The organism is Streptomyces sp. NPDC054834 (genome assembly GCF_053611185.1).
In genome coordinates, this window is the sequence record NZ_JBSGZV010000003.1 from 444,432 (window position 1) to 468,890 (window position 24,459).

At 72.7% G+C, this 24,459-nt stretch carries 26 protein-coding genes; 18 read left to right on the forward strand and 8 right to left on the reverse strand.

Going from position 1 to position 24,459, the window contains the following annotated elements:
• Nucleotides 1-97: 97 nt before the first annotated feature.
• Nucleotides 98-970, forward strand: a complete 873-nt coding sequence (locus ACWGJM_RS07030; protein WP_453410626.1) for a LysR family transcriptional regulator — start codon at nucleotides 98-100, stop codon at nucleotides 968-970.
• On the opposite strand, the gene ACWGJM_RS07035 is transcribed toward ACWGJM_RS07030, so the two are convergent.
• The 3 genes from ACWGJM_RS07035 to ACWGJM_RS07045 form a co-directional block, all read right to left on the reverse strand.
• Nucleotides 946-1,674, reverse strand: coding sequence for an FG-GAP repeat domain-containing protein (locus ACWGJM_RS07035; protein ID WP_453410627.1), 729 nt, complete (start codon nucleotides 1,672-1,674; stop codon nucleotides 946-948). The genes ACWGJM_RS07030 and ACWGJM_RS07035 overlap by 25 nt on opposite strands.
• Nucleotides 1,675-1,691: 17 nt before the next feature.
• Nucleotides 1,692-2,495: a lysozyme gene (locus ACWGJM_RS07040; RefSeq protein ID WP_453410628.1), complete on the reverse strand. Its 804-nt coding sequence runs from the start codon at nucleotides 2,493-2,495 to the stop codon at nucleotides 1,692-1,694.
• Nucleotides 2,496-2,614: 119 nt separating this feature from the next.
• On the reverse strand, nucleotides 2,615-4,096 hold the full coding sequence (locus ACWGJM_RS07045; protein WP_453410629.1) for an MFS transporter: 1,482 nt from the start codon (nucleotides 4,094-4,096) through the stop codon (nucleotides 2,615-2,617).
• A 185-nt stretch (nucleotides 4,097-4,281) separates the two neighbouring features.
• Between ACWGJM_RS07045 and ACWGJM_RS07050 the strand changes: the two genes are divergently transcribed.
• Genes ACWGJM_RS07050 through ACWGJM_RS07075 form a run of 6 tightly spaced genes read left to right on the forward strand, consistent with a single transcriptional unit; the run spans nucleotide 4,282 to nucleotide 9,707 of the window.
• The gene (locus tag ACWGJM_RS07050) at nucleotides 4,282-5,892 is read left to right on the forward strand and encodes an ATP-binding protein (protein WP_453410630.1); all 1,611 of its coding nucleotides are present in this window, start codon (nucleotides 4,282-4,284) and stop codon (nucleotides 5,890-5,892) included.
• Nucleotides 5,889-6,296, forward strand: coding sequence for a roadblock/LC7 domain-containing protein (locus tag ACWGJM_RS07055; RefSeq protein WP_453410631.1), 408 nt, complete (start codon nucleotides 5,889-5,891; stop codon nucleotides 6,294-6,296). Before ACWGJM_RS07050 ends, ACWGJM_RS07055 begins: the two co-directional genes overlap by 4 nt.
• Nucleotides 6,293-6,640, forward strand: coding sequence for a DUF742 domain-containing protein (locus tag ACWGJM_RS07060; protein ID WP_453410632.1), 348 nt, complete (start codon nucleotides 6,293-6,295; stop codon nucleotides 6,638-6,640). The genes ACWGJM_RS07055 and ACWGJM_RS07060 overlap by 4 nt, the downstream gene beginning before the upstream one ends.
• Complete coding sequence (locus ACWGJM_RS07065) at nucleotides 6,621-7,247, forward strand: GTP-binding protein (RefSeq protein ID WP_453410633.1); 627 nt, start codon at nucleotides 6,621-6,623, stop codon at nucleotides 7,245-7,247. Before ACWGJM_RS07060 ends, ACWGJM_RS07065 begins: the two co-directional genes overlap by 20 nt.
• Nucleotides 7,244-8,452 (forward strand): cytochrome P450, encoded by a 1,209-nt coding sequence (locus ACWGJM_RS07070; protein WP_453410634.1) that lies wholly within the window; start codon nucleotides 7,244-7,246, stop codon nucleotides 8,450-8,452. The genes ACWGJM_RS07065 and ACWGJM_RS07070 overlap by 4 nt, the downstream gene beginning before the upstream one ends.
• A 28-nt stretch (nucleotides 8,453-8,480) precedes the next feature.
• Nucleotides 8,481-9,707 (forward strand): cytochrome P450 family protein, encoded by a 1,227-nt coding sequence (locus ACWGJM_RS07075; protein WP_453410635.1) that lies wholly within the window; start codon nucleotides 8,481-8,483, stop codon nucleotides 9,705-9,707.
• 219 nt (nucleotides 9,708-9,926) lie between these two features.
• On the opposite strand, the gene ACWGJM_RS07080 is transcribed toward ACWGJM_RS07075, so the two are convergent.
• The 3 genes from ACWGJM_RS07080 to pgm form a co-directional block, all read right to left on the reverse strand.
• Nucleotides 9,927-11,609, reverse strand: coding sequence for an FAD-dependent oxidoreductase (locus tag ACWGJM_RS07080; protein ID WP_453410636.1), 1,683 nt, complete (start codon nucleotides 11,607-11,609; stop codon nucleotides 9,927-9,929).
• Between the two features lie 211 nt (nucleotides 11,610-11,820).
• On the reverse strand, nucleotides 11,821-12,267 hold the full coding sequence (locus ACWGJM_RS07085; protein ID WP_453410637.1) for a hypothetical protein: 447 nt from the start codon (nucleotides 12,265-12,267) through the stop codon (nucleotides 11,821-11,823).
• Between the two features lie 51 nt (nucleotides 12,268-12,318).
• Complete coding sequence (gene pgm / locus ACWGJM_RS07090) at nucleotides 12,319-13,959, reverse strand: phosphoglucomutase (alpha-D-glucose-1,6-bisphosphate-dependent) (RefSeq protein ID WP_453410638.1); 1,641 nt, start codon at nucleotides 13,957-13,959, stop codon at nucleotides 12,319-12,321.
• 120 nt (nucleotides 13,960-14,079) lie between these two features.
• Between pgm and ACWGJM_RS07095 the strand changes: the two genes are divergently transcribed.
• Nucleotides 14,080-15,054 carry a MerR family transcriptional regulator gene (locus tag ACWGJM_RS07095; RefSeq protein ID WP_453410639.1) on the forward strand — a complete coding sequence of 325 codons (975 nt, stop codon included), beginning with the start codon at nucleotides 14,080-14,082 and terminating at the stop codon, nucleotides 15,052-15,054.
• Here ACWGJM_RS07095 and ACWGJM_RS07100 read toward each other — a convergent pair.
• Nucleotides 14,996-15,787, reverse strand: a complete 792-nt coding sequence (locus tag ACWGJM_RS07100; RefSeq protein ID WP_453410640.1) for a hypothetical protein — start codon at nucleotides 15,785-15,787, stop codon at nucleotides 14,996-14,998. The genes ACWGJM_RS07095 and ACWGJM_RS07100 overlap by 59 nt on opposite strands.
• Before the next feature lie 132 nt (nucleotides 15,788-15,919).
• On the reverse strand, nucleotides 15,920-16,801 hold the full coding sequence (locus ACWGJM_RS07105; protein ID WP_453410641.1) for a helix-turn-helix transcriptional regulator: 882 nt from the start codon (nucleotides 16,799-16,801) through the stop codon (nucleotides 15,920-15,922).
• Between the two features lie 134 nt (nucleotides 16,802-16,935).
• Between ACWGJM_RS07105 and ACWGJM_RS07110 the strand changes: the two genes are divergently transcribed.
• The 10 genes from ACWGJM_RS07110 to ACWGJM_RS07155 all read left to right on the forward strand — a co-directional run bounded on the left by ACWGJM_RS07110 (nucleotide 16,936) and on the right by ACWGJM_RS07155 (nucleotide 24,397).
• Entirely contained in the window at nucleotides 16,936-17,718 is a 783-nt protein-coding gene (locus ACWGJM_RS07110; RefSeq protein WP_453410642.1) for an SDR family oxidoreductase, read from the forward strand.
• Nucleotides 17,719-17,764: 46 nt separating this feature from the next.
• Nucleotides 17,765-17,980 (forward strand): tautomerase family protein, encoded by a 216-nt coding sequence (locus ACWGJM_RS07115; protein WP_453410643.1) that lies wholly within the window; start codon nucleotides 17,765-17,767, stop codon nucleotides 17,978-17,980.
• Nucleotides 17,981-18,034: 54 nt separating this feature from the next.
• Nucleotides 18,035-18,928, forward strand: a complete 894-nt coding sequence (locus tag ACWGJM_RS07120) for a hypothetical protein (protein ID WP_453410644.1) — start codon at nucleotides 18,035-18,037, stop codon at nucleotides 18,926-18,928.
• A gap of 217 nt (nucleotides 18,929-19,145) precedes the next feature.
• Complete coding sequence (locus ACWGJM_RS07125; protein WP_453410645.1) at nucleotides 19,146-20,282, forward strand: SchA/CurD-like domain-containing protein; 1,137 nt, start codon at nucleotides 19,146-19,148, stop codon at nucleotides 20,280-20,282.
• A 30-nt stretch (nucleotides 20,283-20,312) separates the two neighbouring features.
• Nucleotides 20,313-20,750 carry a cupin domain-containing protein gene (locus tag ACWGJM_RS07130; protein ID WP_453410646.1) on the forward strand — a complete coding sequence of 146 codons (438 nt, stop codon included), beginning with the start codon at nucleotides 20,313-20,315 and terminating at the stop codon, nucleotides 20,748-20,750.
• Nucleotides 20,747-22,015 carry a beta-ketoacyl-[acyl-carrier-protein] synthase family protein gene (locus ACWGJM_RS07135; protein ID WP_453410647.1) on the forward strand — a complete coding sequence of 423 codons (1,269 nt, stop codon included), beginning with the start codon at nucleotides 20,747-20,749 and terminating at the stop codon, nucleotides 22,013-22,015. Before ACWGJM_RS07130 ends, ACWGJM_RS07135 begins: the two co-directional genes overlap by 4 nt.
• The gene (locus tag ACWGJM_RS07140) at nucleotides 22,012-23,262 is read left to right on the forward strand and encodes a ketosynthase chain-length factor (RefSeq protein ID WP_453410648.1); all 1,251 of its coding nucleotides are present in this window, start codon (nucleotides 22,012-22,014) and stop codon (nucleotides 23,260-23,262) included. The genes ACWGJM_RS07135 and ACWGJM_RS07140 overlap by 4 nt, the downstream gene beginning before the upstream one ends.
• A gap of 44 nt (nucleotides 23,263-23,306) precedes the next feature.
• Complete coding sequence (locus ACWGJM_RS07145) at nucleotides 23,307-23,564, forward strand: acyl carrier protein (protein WP_453410649.1); 258 nt, start codon at nucleotides 23,307-23,309, stop codon at nucleotides 23,562-23,564.
• Between the two features lies 1 nt (nucleotide 23,565).
• On the forward strand, nucleotides 23,566-24,045 hold the full coding sequence (locus ACWGJM_RS07150) for an SRPBCC family protein (protein ID WP_453410650.1): 480 nt from the start codon (nucleotides 23,566-23,568) through the stop codon (nucleotides 24,043-24,045).
• Nucleotides 24,046-24,064: 19 nt separating this feature from the next.
• Nucleotides 24,065-24,397, forward strand: a complete 333-nt coding sequence (locus ACWGJM_RS07155) for a TcmI family type II polyketide cyclase (RefSeq protein ID WP_453410651.1) — start codon at nucleotides 24,065-24,067, stop codon at nucleotides 24,395-24,397.
• Nucleotides 24,398-24,459 lie beyond the last annotated feature (62 nt).

Here is a 24,459-nt window from a genome sequence, read left to right on the forward strand (position 1 = left end):
GCCTGCTGCGTCAGCCTCGCGAACTGAAGGACCGATCCGCTCCCGCTTGTTACCCTGACGGTAATACCGACCGCAGGAGAAACCCGTAGGGAGAGGCGTGGATTCCCGCCTGCTGCGCTACTTCGTCGCCGTCGCCGAGGAACTCAACTTCGCCAGGGCCGCCGAACGGCTGGGCATGTCCCCGCCGCCGCTGTCCCGCGCGATCCGCCAACTGGAGACGGAGCTGGGCGTCACCCTCCTCGCGCGGACCACCCACAGCGTGGCGCTGACCCCGGCCGGAACGGTGCTCCTCCAGGAGGCGAGGATCGCCCTGGACGCCCTGGAGGCCGCCGGTCGACGGGCCCGGCGCGCGGCCGCCCCGGAGCCGAAGCTGGTCCTCGCCGTCAAGGCCGACGGGGACGGGGGGCTGCTGGAGCCGATCCTGGCGCGCTTCGCCGCCGATCCCGCGGCCGTACCGGTCGCCGTCCGGCTGTGCGGCTGGCAGGAGCAGCCGCAACTGCTGCGCCGGGGGGAAGCCGACGCGGCCCTGGTGTTCGAACCCTTCGACCGTACGGGCCTGGACGCCGAGACGCTGGCCGCCGAACCGCGCGTCGTGGCCCTGGCCGCCGGGCACCCGCTCGCCGCCCGGGACCGCCCGGTCCTCGCCGACCTCGGACTGCGCCCAGGCGATGTGCACCGGTTCATCGACGAGACCCGCAGCGTGGGCCGCGACCTGGCCCAGTTGCTCACGCTCGTCGGTCTCGGCGACCTCACCCCGCTGCTGCCCGCGTCGGTCGCCGCGCGCTATCCGCGTCCGGGCGTGGTCTACCGGCCGGTCCCGGACGCGCCGCCCGTGCTCTTCGCCATCGCCTGGCCGCAGCAGTCCCGTTCGACGGCCGTGGCGGCGCTCGTCCGTGCGGCCACAGCCGTGGCCGAGTCCGGCCCGGGGTCCGCACGGGAGGAGAGCTACTCCCCCGCACACCGCGGATAGAACGAACTCAGCTTCAGATACGGCATGTTGTCGGGCCTGGGGTCGTCCGTCTGTTCCGCGGTGACGACGTACTTGCCGGTGTACCCGCCGATGCCCGCGGACTTCTCGCCGAGCCGGCCGCGGGTCTCGTACACGCCGTCACCGGCGTAGGTGTAGGCGGCGAGGTCGGGGTACCGGTCGTGGTTGTAGTCGGCGACGGCGACGCCGCGGGTCTCGCCGAGGTCCAGGTGCCGGGGGTCGTGGCCGCGGCCGGTGCGCGCGAAGGGGCCGCGTCTGAGTTCCGCGAGGCGCGGCTCGATCGGGTCGTCGCCCTGCCACTTGCCCGTGGCGACCACGACGAGGTCGGCCCATCCGTCGCGGTCGAAGTCCGCCACGGCGGCCAGATCGGTCTCCCCGCCGCCGGAGCCGCCGGCCAGTTCCCGGACGCCGACCCGCTTCCCGTGGCCGGAGGCGGTCCCGAACGTGATGGTCAGCCGGGCACCGGCACCGGAGGGGTCGGAGACCCGGTCGGCGCGGCCGTCGGCGTCCAGGTCCGCGATGAGGTCGCCGGACCTGGTCACGCACGCTGTGATCGCGGACGGCGCCGCCGGACGCGGCGGCGCCGTTCCCCGGAAGGTGTTGATCGAGCCGACGAGGAGCATCGCGACGGCCGCCACGGCGAGAACGATCCGGGGCCGCCGTCCGGCGGGCACTGACCACGACATCGGTGCATGATGTCACGTCACCCGGTGGCGAACTCCCGCAGTTTGTCGGCAGAGCCGTTGAACCTGTCGTGGTCGCCCACCGTCGCTCCGGTCGAGGTGTACTGCCACATGGTGTACGTGGACCAGCCGGGCGGCAGGTCGCCAACCGTCGACGCGTACCGGGCGATCCACAGCGGGTTGGCCGCGGCGAAGCCCGCGTAGTTGCCGGTGCAGGTGTTCCACCAACTGGTGGCCGTGTAGATCACGGCGGCGCGGCCGGTGCGGGACTTGTACCGGTTCAGGAAGTCACGGATCCAGGTCACCATCGCGCTCGGTGTCTTGCCGTAGCAGTCGTCGCCGTACGGGTTCCACTCGATGTCGAGCACGCCGGGCAGGGTGATGCCGTCCCGGCTCCAGCCGCCGCCGTGGTCGACGAAGTAGTCGGCCTGGGTGGCGCCGCCCGCGGTGTCGGGGGTGGCGAAGTGGTAGCCGCCGCGGATCATGCCGGCGCCGGTCGCACCGGTGTACTGACCGGAGAAGTAGGGGTTGGTGTAGTAGGTGCCCTCGGTGGCCTTGGTGTAGGCCCATCTGACGCCGCTGCTCCACAGGGTGGACCAGGCGACGTCACCCTGGTAGCTGGCGACGTCCACGCCTTCGGTCTGGCCGGCGCGCGGGCCGCCCGGGGCGGGGCTGGAGCCGTCGTGGGCCTCGACTCCCATGCCCATGTGGGCGGAGCCGCGGGCAGGAGTGGTGTCGTCGGCGGCGGCGGGGACGGTGAACGGGGAGGTGAGCAGCGCCAGCAGGGCGGCCGGGACAGCGGCGGCGAACAGGCGGGCGCGCATGGGGTGAAGGGCTATGAGTGGTCGCACATACATCATCCGACCGGCAGTCGGTTCTCGCCGCACGCCAAGTACCGCCGTATGACGGCCCATCGGGCCCAGAAGGCTCCGTACGAGTGACGTCAGCCCTGGTCGGCATGGGTGTGGCTGTGCGACACCTCGGGCTTGCAGGGCAGCGAGGCCGCCCTGCGGTCGCGCAGCCAGTCGTGGACCGCCAGACCCAGTGCGCACAGCACGGGCAGTACGCCGCAGCCGACGGCCAGTGCGACGGCGGTGCGGTAGTCGTGGGGATGGGTGCCGAGCACCACGTAGAACAGGCCGGGCAGTGCCGCCGTACCGACCGCCCCGCCCAGCCGCTGCCCCGTCTGGAGCGCCCCGCCGGCGGCTCCGGCCATCCGCACCGGCACGTCCCGCAGCGTCATCGTCACGTTGGGGGAGATCACGCACCCGCTGCCCACGCCGCCGAGGAACAGGGCGGGAAGCACGAGCCACACCGAGCCGTCGCCGGGCGCGAGACGCAGGATCAGCGCCGTCGCACCCAGCCCCAGGACGACGGCGGCCAGCCCGCACACGGTCAGCAGCCGGCCGAGCCGCTCCACCAGGCGGCCGGCGATCGCCGCGGCCAGGGCGGAGCCGATGGCGAACGGTGTCACCACGAGTCCGGACCGCAGCGGGCTGTAGCCCTGGCCGTTCTGGAAGAAGAGGGCGAACACGAGCCACACCCCGCTGAAGCCGACGAAGTACAGCGTGGCGATGGCGGCGCCGACGGCGTACCCGCGGGTCGCGGTCACCAGCCGCGGGTCGAGCAGCGGCCGGCCGTCACGCACCGCGACCCGCCGCTCCCACCGGGCGAACGCCGCCAGGAGGGCGAGCCCGAGGAGGAACAGCCACCACAGCCGCCGTACCCCGCCCGATTCCGCCAGCACCAGGGGAAGCATCAGCGCCAGCACCCCGCAGCCCAGCAGCAGCACACCGCCCAGGTCGAGCCGCTCGCGCCGGCCCGGGGCCACTTTGGGCAGCAGCCGGAGGCCGAGGAGGAGTGCGAGGACGCCGACCGGTACGTTCACGTAGAAGATCCAGCGCCAGCCCTGGGGTCCCTCCGCCAGCTTGAGGATCAGCCCGCCGGCGACCGGGCCCACGGCGCTGGAGATGCCCACGGTCGCCCCGAAGAGGCCGAAGGCCTTGCCGCGGTCGGCGCCGCGGAACATCTGCTGGATGAGGGCGGAGTTCTGCGGGGCGAGACAGCCCGCGGCGACCCCCTGGGCCAGCCGGGCGGCGACGAGCAGGGCGATGGTGGTGGCCGCGCCCGCCGCGGCGCTGCACACGACGAACGCCCCGAGCGCCAGCAGGAAGACGCGGCGCCGGCCGGCCGTGTCCCCGATCCGCCCGGCGGTCACCAGCACCAGGGCGAAGGCCAGGGCGTAGCCGGAGACCACCCACTGGATGGCCGGTGCCGACGCGTGCAGGTCCCGCTGCATGGAGGGCAGCGCGACCGCGACGATCGTGACGTCCAGCAGGCTCATGAACCCGGCGACCAGCGTGACCGCCAAGGCCTTCCAGCGCCTGGGATCGCGCCCGTCGTCCGCCCGTGTGCCCGGTTCCACTGGTTCGCTCCTGTGCCTTTTCGTCACGTCATCGGGGCGAGTACCCATTTGTTTTGTGCGATGACTCCAGAACCTTTCCAAATCGATCAAGAACTCTCGTATAGTGACGCCCAGTTGAGCACCAGGCGTCACCACTCACTCACATCTGCCGGCGACCTCGCCGGCAGCTGCCCTAGGACCGACTGATGACCGCGCCCACGCCTGACGGCGAACGCCCCACCTTCCGCACGATCGCCCCCGCACTGGCGCTGACCGGCATCCTGTCCGCGTTCGTCATCGTCACTGCGGTCGACCTGGCGCCGCCGTCGGTACGTACTCCGCTCGCCTGGGGGGCGAGTGCCGCGGCGCTGGTGCTGTGCGCGGCGGTGGTGTCCGCCGTGCACGCCGTGCAGGGTGAGCGCGGCGCCCGGCGCAGGCTGGAGACCGTGACACAGGACCTCGGCCGGCTTCTCCAGCAGCAGGCCCGGGCGACCGAGGAGTCCCGGCAGGAGCAGCAGCGCCTGATCGACGAACTCGCCGCGCAGCGCGCCGAGTTGACAGCGTCCTTCGACCAGGAGCGGACCCGGGTCGAGACGGGGGCGGCCCAGGAGCTCGACCGCCTCGACCGGGACAACGCCCGCCTCGCCGCGCAGCTCGAGCGCGCCACCCGGGAGCGGGCGGCGGCGATCGCCGCGACGTCCAGCGCGGCCGGCCGTATGCAGGCCCTGGCCACCGCCACCCTCGCCGACCTGCGCGCGATGGAGGACCGCCACACCGACGAGGAGGTCCTCGCCGACCTCCTCCACCTCGACCACCGCACCGCGCAGGCCGGCCGGCTCGCCGACTCGATCGCCGTACTGACCGGCGCCCGCTCCGGCCGGCGCTGGGCGCGGCCGATCGCGATGGAATCGATCCTGCGCGGGGCGATGGGCCGGATCAGCGGTTACCAGCGGGTACGCGTCCACTCGGTCAGCGACGAGGCCGTCGCCGGTCACGCGGCCGAGGGCGTGATGCACGCGCTGGCCGAGCTGCTCGACAACGCCGCCAACTTCTCGCCCCCGACCGCCGAGGTCCACGTGTACGTGGAGGAGGTGCCGGCCGGCATCATCGTGTCCGTCGAGGACAGCGGACTGGTGATGGGTGACGTCCAACTGCGCCGCGCCGAAGAGGCGGTGGCCGGTGACAGCTCCGAGCTGGGCGGTCTGACCGGCACCCGGCTGGGACTGGCCGTGGTCGGCCGGCTGGCCCGCAAGCACGGCCTGAGGGTGTCCTTCCGGCCGTCCGCGCGGGGCGGCACGGGCGTACTGATGCTGATCCCGCAGGAGATCCTGACCAGCCCGCACACGGCCGAACCGCCGGCCGCCGTCGCCTCGCCCGCCACCGAGCGCACGCGTCCCGCCGAGCCGGACGCCCCGGCCATCGAGGCGCCCGCGGCGGGCCCCACCCCGGTCCACGAGGCCGCGGACAGCGATGCGGACGACCCGGCCGAACAGGACGACCCGTCGGCGGCCCTGCCCAAGCGGCGCCGGGGCCGCACCCTCGCCGCCGCCGAGCGAGCGAGGCCCGCGCCCGGGGTCACCGGGCCGGGCAGTACTCCCCCGGCCGCCGAGCCGGGCCGTACCCCCGCCGTCGACGACGCCAAGGTCCGTGCCGCCCGCTTCAGCAGCTTCCGTCAGGCCGTACGCGCACCGGCCGCGGACCACACCGTGTCCGCTGTGTCCGACGCGTCCGACCACACCGCCTCCGGCGACACCGCGCCGCCGAGCACGAACCCCTCCCACCCGCAGGCCCACCCGGAAGGCGACACCACTTCATGACCGGCCAGACCACCGCCGACGAGAAGCTCACCTGGCTCATCGAGGGTCTTCTGGAGCGCACCCCGGGCGCGCGCCACGCGCTCGTGCTCTCCCGCGACGGGCTGAAGCTGTGCCGCACCCCGGAGCTGACCGTCGACCAGGCCGACCAGCTCGCGGCCATCGCGGCCGGCATCCAGTCGCTGTCGCACGGGGCGTCCGTGGAGTTCGGCGACGGCAGCGGAGGCGTGCGGTCGGCGATGACCGAGTTCTACGGGGGCGTGCTGTTCATCGTGGAGGCCGGCGAGGGTGCCCACCTCGCCGTCGTGACCACCGAGGACGCGGACCCCGGGCTGGTGGGGCACAACATGAGCGAACTGGTGGAGCAGCTCGGCGAGCACCTGAGCGCTCCGCCCCGCACCTCATGAGCCGCCCCGGCCGGGACGACGCTCCCGACCGCCTCTACACCATCACCGGTGGCCGCAGCAGGTCCGCTCCCGACAACCCCTTCGACCTGGTCACGCTCGTCGTCGCCGAGTCGGCGCCGGCCCCCGGGATGCAGTCGGAGCTCGCGGCGATCCTTCGGCTGGCCGAGTCCCCCACCTCCGTGGTGGAGATCGCCGCCGAGCTGCGGCTGCCCGTGAGCATCACCAAGGTCCTGCTGTGCGACCTGCTGGCGGCGGGCCGCGTCAGCGCCCGCCACCCCCGCAGAGCGGCCGTTTACGACCCCGACATCCTGGAGCAGGTGCTCGTTGGACTTCGTAACCTCTGACGCGCGCACCCCGCTGGGTGCCTCCGCCGACAACGGTCTGAAGATCGTGGTCGTGGGCGGTTTCGGCGTCGGCAAGACCACACTGGTCCGCTCGGTCAGCGAGATCCGCCCCCTCAACACCGAGGAGACGATGACCCAGGCGGGCGAGGCGGTCGACGACATCCGGGAGGTGCGCGGCAAGACCGCCACCACCGTCGCCTTCGACTTCGGCCGGATCTCGCTGGACGCGCGCAACGTGTTGTACCTGTTCGGCGCGCCGGGCCAGGAGCGGTTCTGGTTCCTGTGGGACCGGCTGTTCTCCGGCACGCTCGGCGCGGTCGTCCTCGTCGACACCCGGCGGATCGACGACTCCTGGTACGCCATCGACCGGCTCGAGCACCACGGCACGCCGTTCATCGTGGCCTGCAACGACTTCGGCGGCCCCGCGCACGCGCCGGACTCGATCCGCGAGGCCCTCGATCTGGACCCGCACGTGCCCCTGATCGACTGCGACGCCCGCTCCCGTGAGTCGAGCAAGCACGTGCTCATCACCCTGGTCCAGCACATCCAGCAGCACTACGCCGGCCGGTCCGCCCCGGCGGCCCTGCCCCGACAGGAGTTCGTGTGACCCCCGACGCCGTCCCCCTCAGCGGCCCCCGGTTCCAGACCGAACCCGCCCGTCTGTACCGGGAGATGCGGCGCGAACACGGCGCCGTCGCCCCGGTGCTGCTCGACGGCGACGTGCCCGCCTGGCTGGTGCTCGGCTACCGGGAACTGCACCAGGTCACCGGCGACCCGGTGCTGTTCAGCCGCGATTCCGACCTGTGGAACCAGTGGGACATGATCCCTGCCGACTGGCCGCTGCTGCCGATGATCGGCCGCAAGCAGCCGTCGATCCTGTACACCGTCGGCGAGCGCCACCGGCAGCGTGCCGGGATGATCAGCAACGCCCTGGAGGCGGTGGACCCGTCCGCCCTGCGCGGCCACGCCGAACGGTTCGCCGACGAACTCGTCGACGCCGTGTGCACCGTGGGCACGGCCGACCTGATCGGGCAGTACGCGATGCTACTGCCGGTGCGCGTCCTGGCCCGGCTCTACGGCTTCTCCGACGAGGAGGGGCCGGGCCTCGTCACCTCGCTCAACGACATGATCGACGGCCGGGAGCGGGCCATCGCGGGCCAGACCCATCTGGCCGGCTCGATGGCGCAGCTGCTCGCCGACCGCCGGGCGGCACCGGCCGACGACGTGGTCTCCCGGATGCTCGCCGACGAAAGCGGCTTCAGCGACGAGGAGATCGCCCAGGACCTGATGGTGATGATGGCGGCCGGGCACCAGCCGACCGCCGACTGGATCGGCAACTCCCTCAGGCTGATGCTCACCGACGACCGCTTCGCCGCCTCCCTCTTCGGCGGCCGCAACAGCGTCGCCGAGGCCATGAACGAGGTGCTGTGGGAGGACACGCCCAGCCAGAACATCGCCGGCCGGTGGGCCTCCCGCGACACCCACCTCGGCGGCCGCCGCATCCGGGCCGGTGACCTGCTGCTGCTCGGCCTTCAGGGCGCCAACTCCGACCCGCAGGTCCGCACCGACGGCTCGGCACTGACGGGCGGCAACAACGCGCACTTCTCCTTCGGCCACGGCGAGCACCGCTGCCCGTTCCCCGCGCAGGAGGTCGCCGAGGTGATCGCGCGGACCGGCATCGAGGTCGTACTCGACCGGCTGCCGGACATCGACCTGGCGATACCCGCCGGGTCCCTCACCCGTCGGCCCTCGCCCTGGCTGCGAGGTCTGACCGAGCTGCCCGTGCGGTTCACGCCCGTACCCGCCCTCTGATCCCGCCTGCCCTGGGAGGCATGTCACGATGACGACCGGTACCGAAGCATCCCGGATCGCCCTCGACCCCTTCGTCACCGACCTGGACGGCGAGAGCGCGGCGCTGCGCGCGGCCGGTCCGCTCGCCGCCGTCGAACTGCCGGGCGGCGTCCCCGTCTGGGCCGTCACCCACCACGCCGAGGCCAAGGCGCTGCTCACCGATCCGCGTCTGGTGAAGGACATCAACGTGTGGGGCGCCTGGCAGCGCGGCGAGATCCCCGCGGACTGGCCGCTGATCGGCCTGGCGAACCCGGGCCGCTCCATGCTGACCGTGGACGGCGCGGACCACCGCCGGATGCGCACACTGGTCGCGCAGGCGCTCACCCCGCGCCGGGTGGAACAGCTGCGGGAGCGGATCACCAAGCTCACCGGGGAACTCCTCGACCGGCTGCCCGCGAACGGGGACGTCGTCGACCTCAAGACGGACTTCGCCTACCCGCTTCCCATGTACGTCATCGCCGACCTCATGGGCCTCGATGAGGCCCGGCTGCCCCGGCTGAAGGTGCTGTTCGAGAAGTTCTTCTCGACCCAGACCCCGCCCGAGGAGGTCATCGCGACCCTGACGGAGCTGGCGCAGATCATGGCGGAGTCGGTGGCCGCCAAGCGGGCGGCGCCCGGCGACGATCTGACCAGCGCCCTGATCCTCGCCTCCGAGGACGGCGACCGGCTCACCGACGAGGAGATCGTCTCCACCCTCCAGCTGATGGTCGCCGCGGGCCACGAGACGACCATCTCCCTGATCGTCAACGCCGTCGTCAACCTCTCCACCCACCCCGACCAGCGCGCCCTCGTGCTGTCCGGCGAGGCGGACTGGTCGGCCGTGGTCGAGGAGACGCTGCGCTGGTCCACGCCGACCTCGCACGTCCTGATCCGCTTCGCGACCGAGGAGGTACCGGTCGGCGACCGGGTGATCCCGGCGGGTGACGCCCTGATCGTGTCGTACGGCGCGATAGGCCGGGACGAGAAGGCGCACGGGCCGACCGCGGGTGACTTCGACATCACCCGCGAGTCGAGGAACCGTCACATCTCCTTCGGTCACGGCCCGCACGTCTGCCCGGGCGCGGCCCTGTCCCGGCTGGAGGCCGGGGTGGCGCTGCCCGCGCTGTACGCCCGCTTCCCCGGCCTCGACCTGGCGGTGCCCGCGTCGGAGCTGCGCAACAAGCCGGTGGTGACGCAGAACGACCTGTTCGAGCTTCCGGTACGGCTGAACCCCTAGGCTCTGTCGTCAAATTCCCGTCGTCAGCCCGAAGGGCGGGCCGCGCGGCGTCAGGTGCGTGCTCTGGGGGTCCCCCCGGCCGAAGGCTGGGGGAGTGCCGGGCCCTGACTCTCGTACTGGACGTACTTGGGTCAGGGCCCGGCGCGGCGACTGGGGGTGCCCCCTCTGGGGGAGCGTGCATGGCGTCGCGCGGCAGGCGGGAATTTGACGACAGGGCCTCTAGGCCCTGGGCTTCCGGGCCCGGGCGAGGACGGTGTTCAAGACGTCCTCCAGGGTCGCCGCCGGTTCCTCCACCGGGCCCGGCGCACGCCACGCCACGAACCCGTCGGGGCGGACGAGAACGGCGCCCCCAGGTGTCGTGCCGTGCCGCTCCGACCAGTTCACGTCGTCCTCGGGGGCCAGCTCGGCACCGGGTCCGGTGCCCACGCGGTACGAGGTCAGCGGGATCGACATCTCTTCGGCGAGGCGGGTGGCGGCCTCGTGCCAGCCGCCCGTTCCGCCCCGCTCGCCCGCGTCGCTGAGCAGGACCAGGTCGCGCTCGTAGAGGTCGAGAGTGGAGATCCGCTCGCCGTCGCGCCGTACCCACATGTGCGGGGCCCTGCTGCCCGGTTCGCCGGTCAGGTTCAGCGCCTCGGGGACGACCGGGGTGGTGGGGTCGGCGTCGACGACGGCGCCCTGCGGATAGCGGTAGCCCAGGGCGACGTTGAGGATGCCGCGCTGGGGGCCGCCGCTGCCCATGCCGGGCGCCGGGGCGAACCCGGGGTGGCTGTGCTCCACCGAACGGGTGGCCGCGCGGGCGCTGGTCGCCTCCGCCACCGGGCGGCGCTCGGCGTCGTAGCTGTCCAGCAGCCCCTCCCCCGCCCAGCCGCCGAGCACCGCGGCCAGCTTCCACGCGAGGTTGTGCGCGTCCTGGATGCCGGTGTTGGAGCCGAACGCCCCGGTGGGGGACATCTCGTGCGCCGAGTCGCCGGCCAGGAAGACCCGCCCGGACCGGTAACGGCCGGCGACGCGCTGGGCGGCGTGCCAGGGCGCCCGGCCGGTGATCTCCACGTCGAGGTCCATGTCACCGACCGCGCGGCGGATGTGGTCGACACACCGCTCGTCGGTGAACTCCTCCAGTGTTTCGCCGTGTTCGGGGTGCCAGGGGGCGTGGAAGACCCAGTTCTCCCGGTTGTCCACCGGCAGCAGCGCCCCGTCGGCGTCCGGGCTGGTCAGGTAGCAGACGATGAAACGGCGGTCCCCCACGACGTCGGCGAGGCGGCGGGAGCGGAAGGTCATGCTGATGTTGTGGAACAGGTCGCCGGGGCCGCTCTGCCCGATGCCGAGCTGTTCGCGGACGGGGCTGCGGGGGCCGTCGGCGGCGACCAGGTAGTCCGCGCGGATGGTGGTGTGCTCGCCGGTGTCCCGGCTCTTGACCACCGCGGTGACACCGGTGGGATCGGCGTCGAACGACATCATCTCGGTGTGGTACCGCAGGTCGCCGCCGAGGCGGACGGCGTTCTCCAGGAGGACCGGTTCCAGGTCGTTCTGGCTGCACAGGCACCAGGAGCCGGGGCTGAAGCGGGCGAGGCCGCCGCCCGGGTCGATCTCCTTGAACAGCCATTCGCCCGCGTCGCCGACCAGGGTGGGCGTCTGCAGGATGCCGTGGTTGCCGGCCAGCGTTGCCGCGGCCTGCCGGATCCCGGCCTCGACGCCGGCCACCCGGAACAACTCCATCGTCCGTACGTTGTTGCCACGTCCGCGGGGGTGGATGGAGGTGCCCGCATGGCGTTCCACCAGCGTGTGCGGCACCCCCAGCCGGCCCAGGAACACCGAGGTCGACAGGCCGACCAGGGAACCGCCGACGATGAGGACGGGTACCCGGTGGGTTCCGGGGTCGGCGGAATCGGCTCTTTCCTTCATCACTCGCCTCCAGCGCGTCGTATGCACCGACTCGGCCGGATACGGCCGGGATCTCTCATGCATGCCCCGCGAGGCGCCGGCGGGCTCAGGCTGCTTCACCCGCTCGGAGGGCGTCCGATCCGGGTAGTTGGTGGTTTGAGACGCGTACAGCTGTGCCGGGGCGGTCACACCGCCCCGGTTCCCCGGGGCCGGCCGTGGCCGGCCCCGGCTGTCAGATCCGTCCGCCGGTGAGACGGGTGAGGGGGCCCTGCACGGGGCGCCCGGCGCGGCGGCCCACCGCGTACGACGCGGCGCTCACGGCGGTCAGGCCGGTGCCCACCGCCACCGCGACGAGCTTGCGCTGGGCGATCACCGTCCAGGCCGTCCTGGCCGTGGCCGCCACCTGACCGGAGGCCGCGACGACCGCGCGGCGGCCCGCCTCGAGCTTCTCGGCCCCGGCCTGCGCGGCCCCGGTCGCCGCCTCGGCCGCCGTGCCGGCGGCACGCTCGGTGCCGTCCTTGGCCGCTGACGCCACGTCATCCGTCTTGTCGGCGGCCTTCTTCGCGCCCCGGGAGACGGGAGCCGTCGCGTCGGCCGCGGCCCGCCGGGCCTTGGCCGCCGTGGCCTGCTGGGCGTCGGCGTTGCGCTTCGTGTCGTTGTTCGATTCAGTCATGGACATCGCCTTGCCGGTCCGTCCCGCGGCAAACAGGCCCGGCCCGCCCGAAGTGCCTCAGCCGCCGAGTGCCGCCAGGACCACGGACTTCGCCTCCTCCTGCACCTGGGCGAGATGGTCGGGGCCGAGGAAGGATTCGGCGTACACCTTGTAGACGTCCTCCGTGCCGGAGGGCCGGGCCGCGAACCAGGCGTGCTCGGTGGTCACCTTGATGCCGCCGATGGCGGCGCCGTTGCCCGGGGCCTCGGTGAGCACGGCGGTGACCGGCTCCCCGGCCAGGGTCTTCGCGGTGACCTGAGCCGGTGAGAGCTTGGCCAGCAGCGCCTTCTCCTCGCGGGAGGCGGGAGCGTCGATGCGCGCGTAGGCGGGTTCGCCGAAGCGGGCGGTCAGTTCGGCGTAGTGCTCCGAGGGTGTCCTCCCGGTGACGGCGGTGATCTCGGAGGCGAGGAGGGCCAGCAGGATGCCGTCCTTGTCCGTGGTCCACACCGAGCCGTCCCGGCGCAGGAAGGACGCGCCGGCGGACTCCTCGCCGCCGAAGCCGAGGGTCCCGCCGAGCAGCCCGTCCACGAACCACTTGAACCCGACCGGCACCTCGACCAGTTCGCGCCCGAGGTCGGCGGCGACCCGGTCGATCATCCCGGAGGACACCAGTGTCTTGCCGATCCCGGTGCCGGCGGGCCACTGCTCACGGTGCCGGTAGAGGTAGGCGATGGCGACCGCGAGGTAGTGGTTGGGGTTCATCAGACCCGCGTCCGGGGTGACGATGCCGTGCCGGTCGGCGTCGGCGTCGTTGCCGGTGGCGATGCGGAAGCGGTCGCGTTGCTCGATGAGGGAGGCCATCGCGTACGGCGAGGAGCAGTCCATGCGGATCTGGCCGTCCCAGTCCAGCGTCATGAACCGCCAGGTGGGGTCGGTGTGCGGGTTGACCACCGTCAGGTCGAGACCGTGCTGCTCGGCGATCCGGCCCCAGTAGGCGACGGACGCCCCGCCCAGCGGGTCGGCGCCGATGCGCACACCGGTCGCCCGGATCGCGTCCAGGTCCAGGACACTCGGGAGATCGGAGACGTACGTGCCCAGGAAGTCGTACCGGCCGGTCGTGTCCGCGGCGAGTGCCTTGGCGTAGGAGAGCCGTCGTACGTCCTTCAGGCCGCCCGCGATGATCTGGTTGGCCCGGTCCTGGATCCACGAGGTCGCGTCCGAGGCCGCCGGTCCGCCGCTCGGCGGGTTGTACTTGAATCCGCCGTCGGCGGGCGGGTTGTGCGAGGGGGTGACCACGACCCCGTCGGCGAGCCCGGAGGTGCGGCCCCGGTTGTGGGTGAGGATGGCGTGCGAGACCGCCGGGGTGGGCGTGTACCCGTCGGCGCTGTCGATCAGCACCGTCACGCCGTTGGCGGCGAAGACCTCCAGCGCGGTCACCTTCGCGGGCTCCGACAGCGCATGGGTGTCGGCCCCCAGGAAGAGCGGGCCGTCGGTGCCCTGGCCTTCCCGGTACTCGCAGATGGCCTGGCTGGTGGCGGCGATGTGGTCCTCGTTGAACGCGCTCGCCGTCGACGATCCGCGGTGTCCGGACGTACCGAACGCCACCCGCTGACCGGGCTCGGCCGGATCCGGGTGCAGCGCGTAGTACGCGGTGACCAGCCGGGCCACGTCGACAAGATCCTCGGGACCGGCCGGCGTGCCCGCTCGCTCGTGCGGCATGGGTGCGTTCCTCCGCTTCGATGGTGATGTTCCGCTCGGCGTCTCATCTTTCCCCCTCGGGACGCCGGTACGCGAGTACCGACTTGAGTCTCCCCCGGGGGGAGACGGGAAGGTGGGTCCATGGACGGCGACACCCTGTACCCCATCGGTGAACTGGCGCGGCGCACCGGGCTGACGGTCAAGACGATCCGCTTCTACTCCGATCGCGGCATCGTGACGCCGACCTGCCGCACCGGCGCCGGCTACCGCCGCTACGGCCCGGAGGCCGTGGCCCGGCTGGCCCTGGTGCGCACGCTGCGCGAACTGGGGCTCGGCCTCGACACGATCCGCCGGGTCGTGGACCGGGAGCTCTCGCTCGGTGAGGTCGCCGAGCGGCACGCCGCCGCCCTGGAGGCGCAGATCGGCGTGCTGCGCCTGCGCCACGCCCTGCTGACCGCCGTGGCCAGGCGCCGGCCGACCTGTGAGGAGTTCGAGGAGATGGAACGCGTGCACCGACTGGTCCGGCTCTCCGGAGCCGAACGTCACCGGCTGATCGACGACTTCCTGGACAGCGTATTCGACGGGCTCGACGGCGGCCCGGCCCACGCCGCGGCCCGGCGCTCCATGACACCGGAACTGCCCGACGACCCCACGGACGAACAGGTCGAGGCATGGGCGGAGCTCACGGAGCTGTCCCTGGACCCGGACTTCCGGGCCGGCCTGCGGCGCGGCGCCGAGGACCACGCGGCCGTCTTCTCCGGCAGCGGCGCCGCACGGCCGCGCCCGGACGCCGTGGCGGTCGTCCGCGACCACGCGACGGCCGCCGTCCGGTCGGGCATCGCGCCCGGCTCGCCCGAGGCCGGCCCGGTCGTCGCGGCACTCACCGCGCACTGCGCCCGTGCCTTCGGCCGTCCCGACGACACCGAGCTGCGCCAGTGGCTGCTGCGGCGCCTGTCGGCCGCGAAGGACACGCGCCGTGACCGGTACTTCGAACTGCTCGCGCTGATCAACGGCTGGCCTGCCCCGGAGAGTCCGACCCCGGCGATCGACTGGTCCGTCACGGCGCTGCGCGCGTCGAATTCTCGTACCCGACCGTGTGCGGGCCCGGTTGCGTAGTGGTTCCGCGGACCAGGGAGCCGGTCCGCGGCAGGGTGTGTTCGCGCAGGTGGAGCAGCCCCAGGACGATCGCCATGCCCACCGCGATCAGGTGCTCGCGGCCCGCGAGGTTGGGCACCGCGATCGACTCCCACACCATGGACCCGCCGGTGAGGGTGAAGACCACGGGTGCCCGCCGGACGACCGCGATGTAGGTGAACAGCCCGACCACCGCCGCCGACGGCCCGGTGTCGAGCACCCGCCCGCATGCGGCGGGCAGGCCCAGACCGCCCCAGCCGGGGCCGATGGTGATCATCACGCGCGCGGTGAGCGTTCCGGCGAGGGTGGTGGCGTAGGCGATGACGAGTGTCCTGGCCCGGCCGAGGACGAGTTCGGCCAGGGCGAAGGCGAGGAACAGCTGGGTGATCCCCGCCCACACCGGAAGGTCGAGCGCCGGCACGTACAGGGAGACCGGGGTGCGCAGCAGGGCCAGCCACAGCGGCAGGTCGGCCTTGACGCCGCCCAGCAGCCACACCAGCCGCGCGCCGCCCGGCCGTTGCGCGAGGTCGTGGAAGAAGATCACGCCGAATGTGGCCACGAAGGCCAGGGTCAGTGCGGGCAGTCCCCGACGCCACAGCTGCCGTACGGGATCCACGACGATCCCCTGCCACTCGCCCCGGATCGTCTGCCCGACGAACGACGCGGCCCTGCGGGCCACCGAACGCGGCTGCTCACCCCCGCCCCCCACCGCCATCCCCGCGCCCCCGTTGTGGTCGCTGTTCCCCTCGCGATGCGAGGCCGTGGTCAGGGCCTCGACTCACAGGACCGGAAAAGCGCGCGACAAGTTGCCTCACAGTGTGGTTTCTCGGGCGGAAACCAAAAGATTTCACTCTCCCCAGAGGACTTCGTTCGGCAAGGACCGGTCGCCTTCCGTCAGGTCCTGGGTGCCGATGACCGCGAGCAGTTGCAGCTGGGCGGCGCCCTCGGTGCCGGGCGGGGCGGTGAACCACAGCAGGCGCTGGCGGCCGTCCTCGCTGAACAGGCAGTGGCAGTCCAGCTCGATGACGCCCAGTGCGGGATGGACGATGCGCTTGTGGTCGGTGCGGCGCAGGGCGACGTCACGGGTCTCCCACAGGGTCACGAACTCCTCGCTGTGCCGACGCAGCGCGGCCACCGTCCGGATCACCTCGGAGTCCTTGCTGCGCCGGGCGGCGACCGCCTGAAGGTCGGCGACGAAGACCCGGGAGTGATGGGGGTGGTCCTCGGCCGGGTAGACCGCGCGGGATTCAGGGTCGGTGAACCAGCGGTACACGAAGCTCGCGGTGGGTCCGGTCGTCGCCGGAGGCGGGCCGAGCAGCGCCCTGGCCAGGGGGTTCTGTACGAGCGTCTCGTGCAGGTCGGTGATCACCTGGGCGGGCGTGGTGGTCAGCCGGTCCAGCAGGCCGAGGAGGGCGGGCTGGACGTGCGCCGTCGGACCGTGCGCCGCCGGGGGGAGCGGGCGGTCGGCGAGGTGGAAGAGGTGGTCGCGTTCGTCGCCGTTCAGCCGGAGCGCGCGGGCGAGGGCGGCCAGGACCTGGGCGGAGGGCTGGGCGCCGCGGGCACGTTCCAGCTCGGTGTAGTAGTCGGCGGACAGCCCGGCCAGCTGTGCGACCTCCTCCCGTCGCAGTCCGGGCACCCGGCGCCGGGGGCCTGCGGGCAGGCCGACGTCGGCCGGGCGGACCCGGTCGCGCCGGGACTTCAGGAAAGCGGCGAGCTCCGACTGGTTCACCCCCTCATGATCCCGCGTGCCGGTCCGCCGAGCCAGGGGTCGCCGACCCCAGGGTGGAGACAGCCGTGGCTGACGCCGGGACACCGGACCAGGCTGGAGGTGCACGCCCGTCCGGCACGTTCACAGGAGTCGACATGTCCACCCAGGAAACGAGCACCGGCGCCGGCGCCTCCGCCCAGGGCACCGGCCCACGCCGCGTCGCCGTCGTCACCGGCGGTTCGCGGGGCATCGGCCGCGAGACGGTGAGCCGGCTGGCCGCCGACGGATACGCCGTGGTGGTCGGCTACGCGGGCAACCGCGATCTGGCCGAGGCCGCCGTCAAGGAGGTCACCGCCGCCGGTGGCCGGGCGGTCGCCGTCCGGGCCGACGTCGCCGACGAGGCGGACGTCGCCGCGCTCTTCGCCACCGCGGAGACGGAGTTCGGCGGGGTCGACGTGGTCGTCCACGCGGCCGGCCGCATGTACCTGTCGCCGGTCGCCGAACTGGACCTCGCGGAGCTGGACACGATGCACCGCACCAACATCCGCGGCACCTTCGTGATCGCCCGGCAGGCCGCCCGGACCCTGCGCGCCGGTGGCTCGCTGATCACCTTCTCCACCTCCGTGGTGGGCCTGGCCTTTCCCGCGTACGGCGCCTACAGCGCCAGCAAGGGTGCGGTCGAGGCGCTCACGATGGTCCTCGCGCGAGAGCTGCGCGGGCGGGACGTCACCGTGAACACCGTCGCCCCGGGGCCCACCGCGACGGACCTGTTCCTCGAGGGCAAGGACGAGGAGACGGTCGCCCGGCTGGCCGCCCAGCCCCCGCTGGAACGCCTCGGCACCCCGGCCGACATCGCCGCGGTGGTCTCCTTCCTCGCCTCGCCGGCCGGTCACTGGGTCAACGGCCAGGTGATCCGCGCCAACGGCGGCATCATCTGACGGCCGCCCACCAAGCCCCCACCCGAACCCACCCAGGAGAACCGCCATGCCGTTCGCGAACTTCAAGGTCCCCGCCGGAAGCCTCGACGACAAGCAGAAGGAGGAGATCGTCACCCGCGCCACCCAGCTGTACGTCGACATCTACGGCGAGCGCGCCCGCGCCACCACCCTCGTACTGGTCGAGGAGGTCACCGACGGCGGCTGGGGCATCGGCGGCAACGTCCTGACCCTCGCCATGCTCCAGCAGTCCCCCGAGGACTGACGCACCGGCCCGCTGCGGGTGCACGGCGGACCGGACCGGCGGAGTCTGGGGGGCATGCCCCCCAACGCGGTGGAGTCGGTGCTCGACGAGCTCTACACCACCCCGCCGACCCGGTTCGTCACCCGCCGAGAGGAACTGGCGGCCGCGGCCAGGGCGGACGGGCGCGCCGACGACGCCCGCCGGATCCGCGCCGCGCGCCGCCCCACCCTGGCCGCCTGGGCCGCGAACCTGCTGCTGCGCTCCCGTCCCGAGGAGAGCCGGCGGTTCCTCGAGCTCGGCCAGGCGCTGCGCGAGGCATACCGCACGCTGGACGCCGCCGGGCTCAAGGAGCTGTCCGCGGAGCGCCGGCGGATCGTCTCCGCCCTGTCCGGGCAGGCGGCCCGGCTCGCCCGGGAGGCCGGGCACGGACTGTCGGGCGGGGTGCAGCAGGAGGTCGAGTCCACCCTGCGCGCGGTCCTGGCCGATCCCGACGCGGCCGACCGATGGGCCCTCGGCCGCCTGGAGAGCGCGCTCACCCCGCCCTCGGAGTTCGACACCGCCCGGATGCCCGGCGTACCCCCGGCCCGGCGGACCACCGCACCGCCCGCGGCGCCGCCCGAGGCGAAGGACGAACTCGGCGAGCGGCGCCGCCGACGGCGGGCGCAACAGCTCGACCGCGCCCGCGAGGCCGCCGACAGGGCCGTACAGCGGCTGCGCGAGAAGCGCACGGCACAGACGCAGGCCGAGGCACGGCTGACGCAGGCCCGGGACCTTCACGCCGAGGCGCTGGACCAACTCGCCACCGCCGAGCGGCAACTGGACCGGGCGCGCGAGACGCTCCGAAGAACGGAGCGCGAACAGCGGCGGGCGGAGAAACACTACGAGTCCGCCGCCGAAGCCCTGGCGCGGGCCGAACAGGAAGCCGGCGAGGCCGCCGAGAAGGCCGACCGCCTCGCCACCGACTTCTGACGGGGCGAGACCTCGTGCTGCCCCCGACCGGGCGAACCCGTACGGAGCACCCTTCACCCACTTACCCCGCTGCGTTCGTGGTGTGGCACGGCACGGCGCAAGATCGTGCCCATGCGACCGGCGCGCTTCCTTGCGCGGCGCGCCGGTCGCTGTCCGTTCCGTCCATCGGCCGCCCCTGGCGACAGGCGCAGGGGTCCGCGAAGGAGATGCGCGCAGGATGACCATCACGTCCGAACGACTTTCAGACCTGTCGGCGCGACAGGTGTCGCACCATGTCTCCCAGTCCGTGTTCGACGGCTCCAGGCTCCGGGTCGTCCTGCTGGTGGACGTCTACGACGGAGCCCAGCAGCAGTTCCTGGAGGCGTACGAGCAACTGTGCAACCAGGTCGCCTCCGTGCCCGGCCACGTCAGCGACCAGCTGTGCCAGTCGATCGAGAACCCCTCCCAATGGCTCATCACGAGTGAGTGGGAGAGCGCCCCGCCGTTCCTGTCCTGGGTGAACAGCGAGGAGCACGTACGGATGGTGGAGCCGCTGCACAGCTGCGTCCGGGACACCCGGTCGCTGCGCTTCCACATCGTCCGCGAGACCGGCGGCCCGGCCACGGACGCCGCGACCGGCAAGCGCCGGCTCCAGTCGTCCCCGCGGATCGGTGACGGCGTGGTCCGCCACGCGCTCACCTTCACGGTCAAGCCGGGCAGCGAGGAGAAGGTCGCCGGGATCCTCGCCGACTACGCCTCGCCCGAGCCGCAGGTCGACGACGCCACCCGGCTGTGCCGCACCTCCCTGTTCATGCACGGCAACCGGGTCGTACGGGCCATCGAGGTGCGCGGCGACCTCCTCACGGCGCTGCGCCACGTCGCACGGCAGCCCGAGGTGCGGGCCGTCGAGGAGGCCATCAACCCCTATCTGGAGCAGGACCGGGATCTCGACAACCCGGAGTCCGCCCGGGTGTTCTTCACCCGTGCGGCCCTGCCCGCCGTCCACCATGTGACGCACGCCAAGGACACCCCTGAGGCGGAGCGGCACGCCCTGTACTACCCGGCCCGGGAGGGGCTCGGCATGCGGCTGGCCGAACTCCTCGCCCAGCAGGACGCGGTGGCGGCGAAGGACTCGCGCAGCCCGATCCTGCGCAGCACCGTCTTCGAGCGCGACGACGTCGTCGTCCGGCTGATCGACGTGCGAGGGTCCCTCGAGGCGGCCGACCCCGTCGTCGTCCTCGGTCTGCCCGAGCCCTCGCAGGCGGCCGAGCTCACGACGCTCCTCGACGCCGGCGCGAAGAGCGGTGACCCCGCCCGTCTGCTGGCGTCCGCCCGCATGGCCCTCATCACCGACCGCCGGTCCCCCGAGTCCTGACCGGCCGCAGCACAGCATCGGAGGAACGTCGTGATCAAACCCCGTCCCAAGATCGTGGACCTCGGCGAGGTCGAGCCGAACGTCAGGCGCGGCGGCGACCTGCGCGCCATGCTCACCCCCGCCACGGTCGGCTCCACCAGCGGTTTCATGGGCGTGGCCATCGTGCAGCCCGGTGACCGCATCGGCGAGCACTACCACCCGTACTCCGAGGAGTTCATCTACGTCGTCTGCGGGCAGCTGGAGGTGGACCTGGACGGCGAGCCCCACCCGCTGCGGCCCGAGCAGGGGCTGATGATCCCCGCCCACATGCGCCACCGCTTCCGCAACGTCGGTGACGTGGAGGCCCGGATCGTCTTCCACCTCGGCCCGCTGGCCCCGCGCCCGCAGCTCGGCCACGTCGACACGGAGGAGACCGAGCCCGTGACGGTCGCCGCCGAGCCGGCCGACGCCGGCGGGAGCCGGTCATGACCAGGCGGGTGGCGGTCACCGGCATAGGCATCGTCGCGCCCGGCGGCATCGGTGTTCCCGCCTTCTGGGATCTGCTCGCCAGTGGCCGTACCGCGACCCGGGGCATCACGTTCTTCGACCCGGCCGGACTGCGCTCCCGGATCGCCGCCGAGTGCGACTTCGACCCGGCGGCCCACGGGCTGGACCCGGAGCAGACCGCGCGTGCGGACCGTTACATCCAGTTCGCCCTGGTCGCGGGCGAGGAAGCCGTCCGCGACTCCGGCCTCGACCTCGCCGGGGAGAACCCCTGGCGGGTCGGGGTGTCCCTGGGGACCGCCGTCGGCGGCACCACCCGGCTGGAGCACGACTACGTGCTGGTCAGCCATCGCGGAGAGCGCTGGGACGTGGACCACCGGGAGGCGGAGCCGCATCTGCACCGGGCGTTCTCGCCGAGCACACTCGCCTCGGCGGTCGCGGAGCGGTTCGGGGCGTGCGGTCCGGTGCAGACCGTCTCCACGGGCTGCACCTCGGGTCTCGACGCCGTCGGGTACGCCTTCCACACCGTCGAGGAGGGCCGGGCCGACATCTGCATAGCCGGCGCCTCGGACTCGCCGATATCGCCGATCACCATGGCGTGCTTCGACGCGATCAAGGCGACGTCCCCCAACAACGACGATCCCGCCCATGCCTCCCGTCCCTTCGACAACGACCGTGACGGGTTCGTCATGGGCGAGGGCGGGGCGGTGCTCGTCCTGGAGGAGCTGGAGCACGCCCGGGCCCGCGGTGCCCACGTGTACTGCGAGCTCGGCGGCTACGCCACCTTCGGCAACGCCTACCACATGACCGGTCTGACCAGCGAGGGTCTGGAGATGGCCCGGGCGATTGAGGACGCCCTGGACCACGCCCGGCTCGACGGCAGCGCGATCGACTACGTCAACGCGCACGGCTCGGGCACCCGGCAGAACGACCGCCACGAGACGGCCGCGGTGAAACGGGCCCTGGGACAGCACGCCTACGGCACCCCCATGAGCTCCATCAAGTCGATGGTGGGTCACTCGCTCGGCGCGATCGGTGCGATCGAGGTCGTCGCCTGTGTGCTGGCCCTGGCCCACCAGGTGGTACCGCCCACCGCGAACTACGAGACCCCCGACCCCGAGTGCGACCTGGACTACGTCCCGCGCGTCGCCCGCGAACGGAAGCTGAGCAGCGTCCTGTCCGTGGGCAGTGGGTTCGGCGGCTTCCAGTCCGCGGTGATCCTGACCCGGACTGGGGAGAGGACACCATGAGCGAACCGTATCCTCGGCGCGCGGCCGTCACCGGAATCGGTGTGGTCGCGCCCAACGGAACCACCGTGGAGGCCTTCTGGAAGTCCACCCAGGAGGGCATGAGCGTCCTGGACCGGGTCAGCCGCGAGGGCTGCGAGCACCTGCCGCTGCGGGTGGCCGGCGAGGTCCGCGGCTTTGAGCCGGCGGGTGCGGTCGAGGAGCGGTTCCTCGTCCAGACCGACCGGTTCACACACTTCGCGATGGCCGCGGCCGATCTGGCGCTGGAGAACGCCCGCCTCGGCCAGGCCGACACCGACGACTCGCCGTTCTCGGTGGGCGTGGTCACCGCGGCCGGTTCCGGCGGCGGTGAGTTCGGCCAGCGTGAGCTCCAGCACCTGTGGGGCAAGGGCAGCCGGTTCGTCGGCCCGTACCAGTCGATCGCCTGGTTCTACGCCGCCAGCACCGGCCAGATCTCCATCCGCCGCGGCTTCAAGGGGCCCTGCTCGGTGGTCGCCGCCGACGAGGCCGGCGGTCTGGACGCCCTCGCGCACGCGGCACGGGCCGTGCGGCGCGGCACCGAGGTGATGGTGGCCGGCTCGACCGAGGCGCCGCTGGCGCCGTACTCGATGGTCTGCCAGCTCGGTTACGGGGAGCTGAGCACCGTCGAGGATCCGGCGCACGCCTACCGGCCGTTCACCGACCGGGCCTGTGGGTTCGTGCCCGCGGAGGGCGGCGCGATGCTCGTCGTGGAGGAGGTGGCCTCGGCCTGGGAGCGGGGGGTGCCCGTGCGGGCCACCCTCGCCGGGCACGCGGCGACCTTCACCGGCGCCTCGCGCTGGGAGGCGTCCCGGGAGGGACTCGCCGAGGCGATCCGCGGGGCCCTGGACGAGGCCGGTTGCGCTCCCGAGGAGGTCGACGTCGTCTTCGCCGACGCCCTCGGGGTGCCGGCCGCGGACCGGGCCGAGGCGCTGGCGATCGCCGACGCCCTGGGCGCCCACGGCAGGCGGGTGCCGGTCACGGCACCGAAGACGGGCACCGGGCGGGGCTACTGCGCGGCGCCCGTGCTGGACACCGCGGCGGCGGTGCTCGCCATGGAGCACGGCCTGGTCCCGCCCACCCCGAACGTCTTCGACATCTGCCACGACCTCGACCTCGTGACCGGCCGTGCCCGCGCCGCCGAGCTGCGCACGGCGCTGGTGCTCAGCCGGGGCCTCATGGGGTCGAACTCGGCGCTCGTGCTGCGGCACGGCGCCGCCGACGCCTCGTAGCGAGGTCGCCGGAGCGAAACACAGCAAGGAGAGAGAGGAACGACATGAGTGCCCAGATCACCGTCGAAGAACTGTCCGAACTCATGAAGACGGCGGCCGGGATCACCGTCAGCCCGCAGGAGCTGACGGACCGGCCCGACACCGCTTTCGGCGAGTTCGGCATCGACTCGCTCGGCCTGCTCGGCATCGTGGGCGAGCTGGAGAACCGTCACGGCACGCCGCTGCCTCCTGACGCGGAGCGCTGCAAGACCCCCCGGCAGTTCCTCGACCTCGTCAACAGCACCCTTCTGGCAGGAGCCTGACATGGCCGGACACACGGAGAACGAGATCACCATCGCCGCACCGCTGGACCTGGTGTGGGACATGACCAACGACGTGGCGAACTGGCCGCAGCTGTTCAGCGAGTACGCCTCCGCCGACATCCTGTCCCAGGAGGGGAACAGGACCACCTTCCGGCTGACCATGCACCCCGACGAGAACGGCACCGTGTGGAGCTGGGTCTCGGAGCGGGAGACAGACCGCCCGTCCCTCACCGTCAAGGCCCGCCGGGTGGAGACCGGCCCCTTCGCCCACATGAACATCCGGTGGCGCTACGAGGAGGTCCCGAACGGCACCCGGATGATCTGGACCCAGGACTTCGCGATGAAGCCCGAGGCGCCGGTCGACGACGACTGGATGACCGACAACATCAACAAGAACTCCAAGGTCCAGATGGCCCTGATCCGCGACCGGATCGAGAAGGCGGCCGCCGAGCAGGGGGCCCAGCCGGGCCTGACCGACTGAAGCCGGACGGAGACAGCCCATGCACCAAGCCCTGATCGTGGCCCGGATGGCCCCCGGATCCGCCCCCGGCATCGCCCAGATCTTCGAGGACTCCGACCGGGGGGAACTGCCCCACCTCGTCGGCGTGACCCGGCGCAGCCTCTTCCAGTTCGGTGATGTGTATCTGCACCTCATCGAGTCCGAGAAGGACCCCGGCCCCGCCATCGCCAAGGTGACCGGCCACCCCGAGTTCCGGGACGTCAGCGAGCGGCTCCAGGCGTACGTCAGCGCGTACGACCCGGAGACCTGGCGCTCGCCGAAGGACGCGATGGCGCACCGCTTCTACGTCTGGGAGCGTGACTCAGCCTCCTGACACACCGCCGTCCGTCCCCCCGGACGGCCACACCGGTCGCCGGGCCCGCAGCGTCGCGGGCC

Coding starts and splice junctions, on each gene's coding strand:
- ACWGJM_RS07035 (WP_453410627.1), bottom strand. CDS start 1,674: ATGTCGTGGTCAGTGCCCGCCGGACGGCGGCCCCGGATCGTTCTCGCC.
- ACWGJM_RS07040 (WP_453410628.1), bottom strand. CDS start 2,495: ATGCGCGCCCGCCTGTTCGCCGCCGCTGTCCCGGCCGCCCTGCTGGCG.
- ACWGJM_RS07050 (WP_453410630.1), top strand. CDS start 4,282: ATGACCGCGCCCACGCCTGACGGCGAACGCCCCACCTTCCGCACGATC.
- ACWGJM_RS07055 (WP_453410631.1), top strand. CDS start 5,889: ATGACCGGCCAGACCACCGCCGACGAGAAGCTCACCTGGCTCATCGAG.
- ACWGJM_RS07060 (WP_453410632.1), top strand. CDS start 6,293: ATGAGCCGCCCCGGCCGGGACGACGCTCCCGACCGCCTCTACACCATC.
- ACWGJM_RS07075 (WP_453410635.1), top strand. CDS start 8,481: ATGACGACCGGTACCGAAGCATCCCGGATCGCCCTCGACCCCTTCGTC.
- ACWGJM_RS07080 (WP_453410636.1), bottom strand. CDS start 11,609: ATGAAGGAAAGAGCCGATTCCGCCGACCCCGGAACCCACCGGGTACCC.
- ACWGJM_RS07085 (WP_453410637.1), bottom strand. CDS start 12,267: ATGTCCATGACTGAATCGAACAACGACACGAAGCGCAACGCCGACGCC.
- pgm (WP_453410638.1), bottom strand. CDS start 13,959: ATGCCGCACGAGCGAGCGGGCACGCCGGCCGGTCCCGAGGATCTTGTC.
- ACWGJM_RS07095 (WP_453410639.1), top strand. CDS start 14,080: ATGGACGGCGACACCCTGTACCCCATCGGTGAACTGGCGCGGCGCACC.
- ACWGJM_RS07100 (WP_453410640.1), bottom strand. CDS start 15,787: ATGGCGGTGGGGGGCGGGGGTGAGCAGCCGCGTTCGGTGGCCCGCAGG.
- ACWGJM_RS07110 (WP_453410642.1), top strand. CDS start 16,936: ATGTCCACCCAGGAAACGAGCACCGGCGCCGGCGCCTCCGCCCAGGGC.
- ACWGJM_RS07115 (WP_453410643.1), top strand. CDS start 17,765: ATGCCGTTCGCGAACTTCAAGGTCCCCGCCGGAAGCCTCGACGACAAG.
- ACWGJM_RS07120 (WP_453410644.1), top strand. CDS start 18,035: ATGCCCCCCAACGCGGTGGAGTCGGTGCTCGACGAGCTCTACACCACC.
- ACWGJM_RS07125 (WP_453410645.1), top strand. CDS start 19,146: ATGACCATCACGTCCGAACGACTTTCAGACCTGTCGGCGCGACAGGTG.
- ACWGJM_RS07135 (WP_453410647.1), top strand. CDS start 20,747: ATGACCAGGCGGGTGGCGGTCACCGGCATAGGCATCGTCGCGCCCGGC.
- ACWGJM_RS07140 (WP_453410648.1), top strand. CDS start 22,012: ATGAGCGAACCGTATCCTCGGCGCGCGGCCGTCACCGGAATCGGTGTG.
- ACWGJM_RS07145 (WP_453410649.1), top strand. CDS start 23,307: ATGAGTGCCCAGATCACCGTCGAAGAACTGTCCGAACTCATGAAGACG.
- ACWGJM_RS07150 (WP_453410650.1), top strand. CDS start 23,566: ATGGCCGGACACACGGAGAACGAGATCACCATCGCCGCACCGCTGGAC.
- ACWGJM_RS07155 (WP_453410651.1), top strand. CDS start 24,065: ATGCACCAAGCCCTGATCGTGGCCCGGATGGCCCCCGGATCCGCCCCC.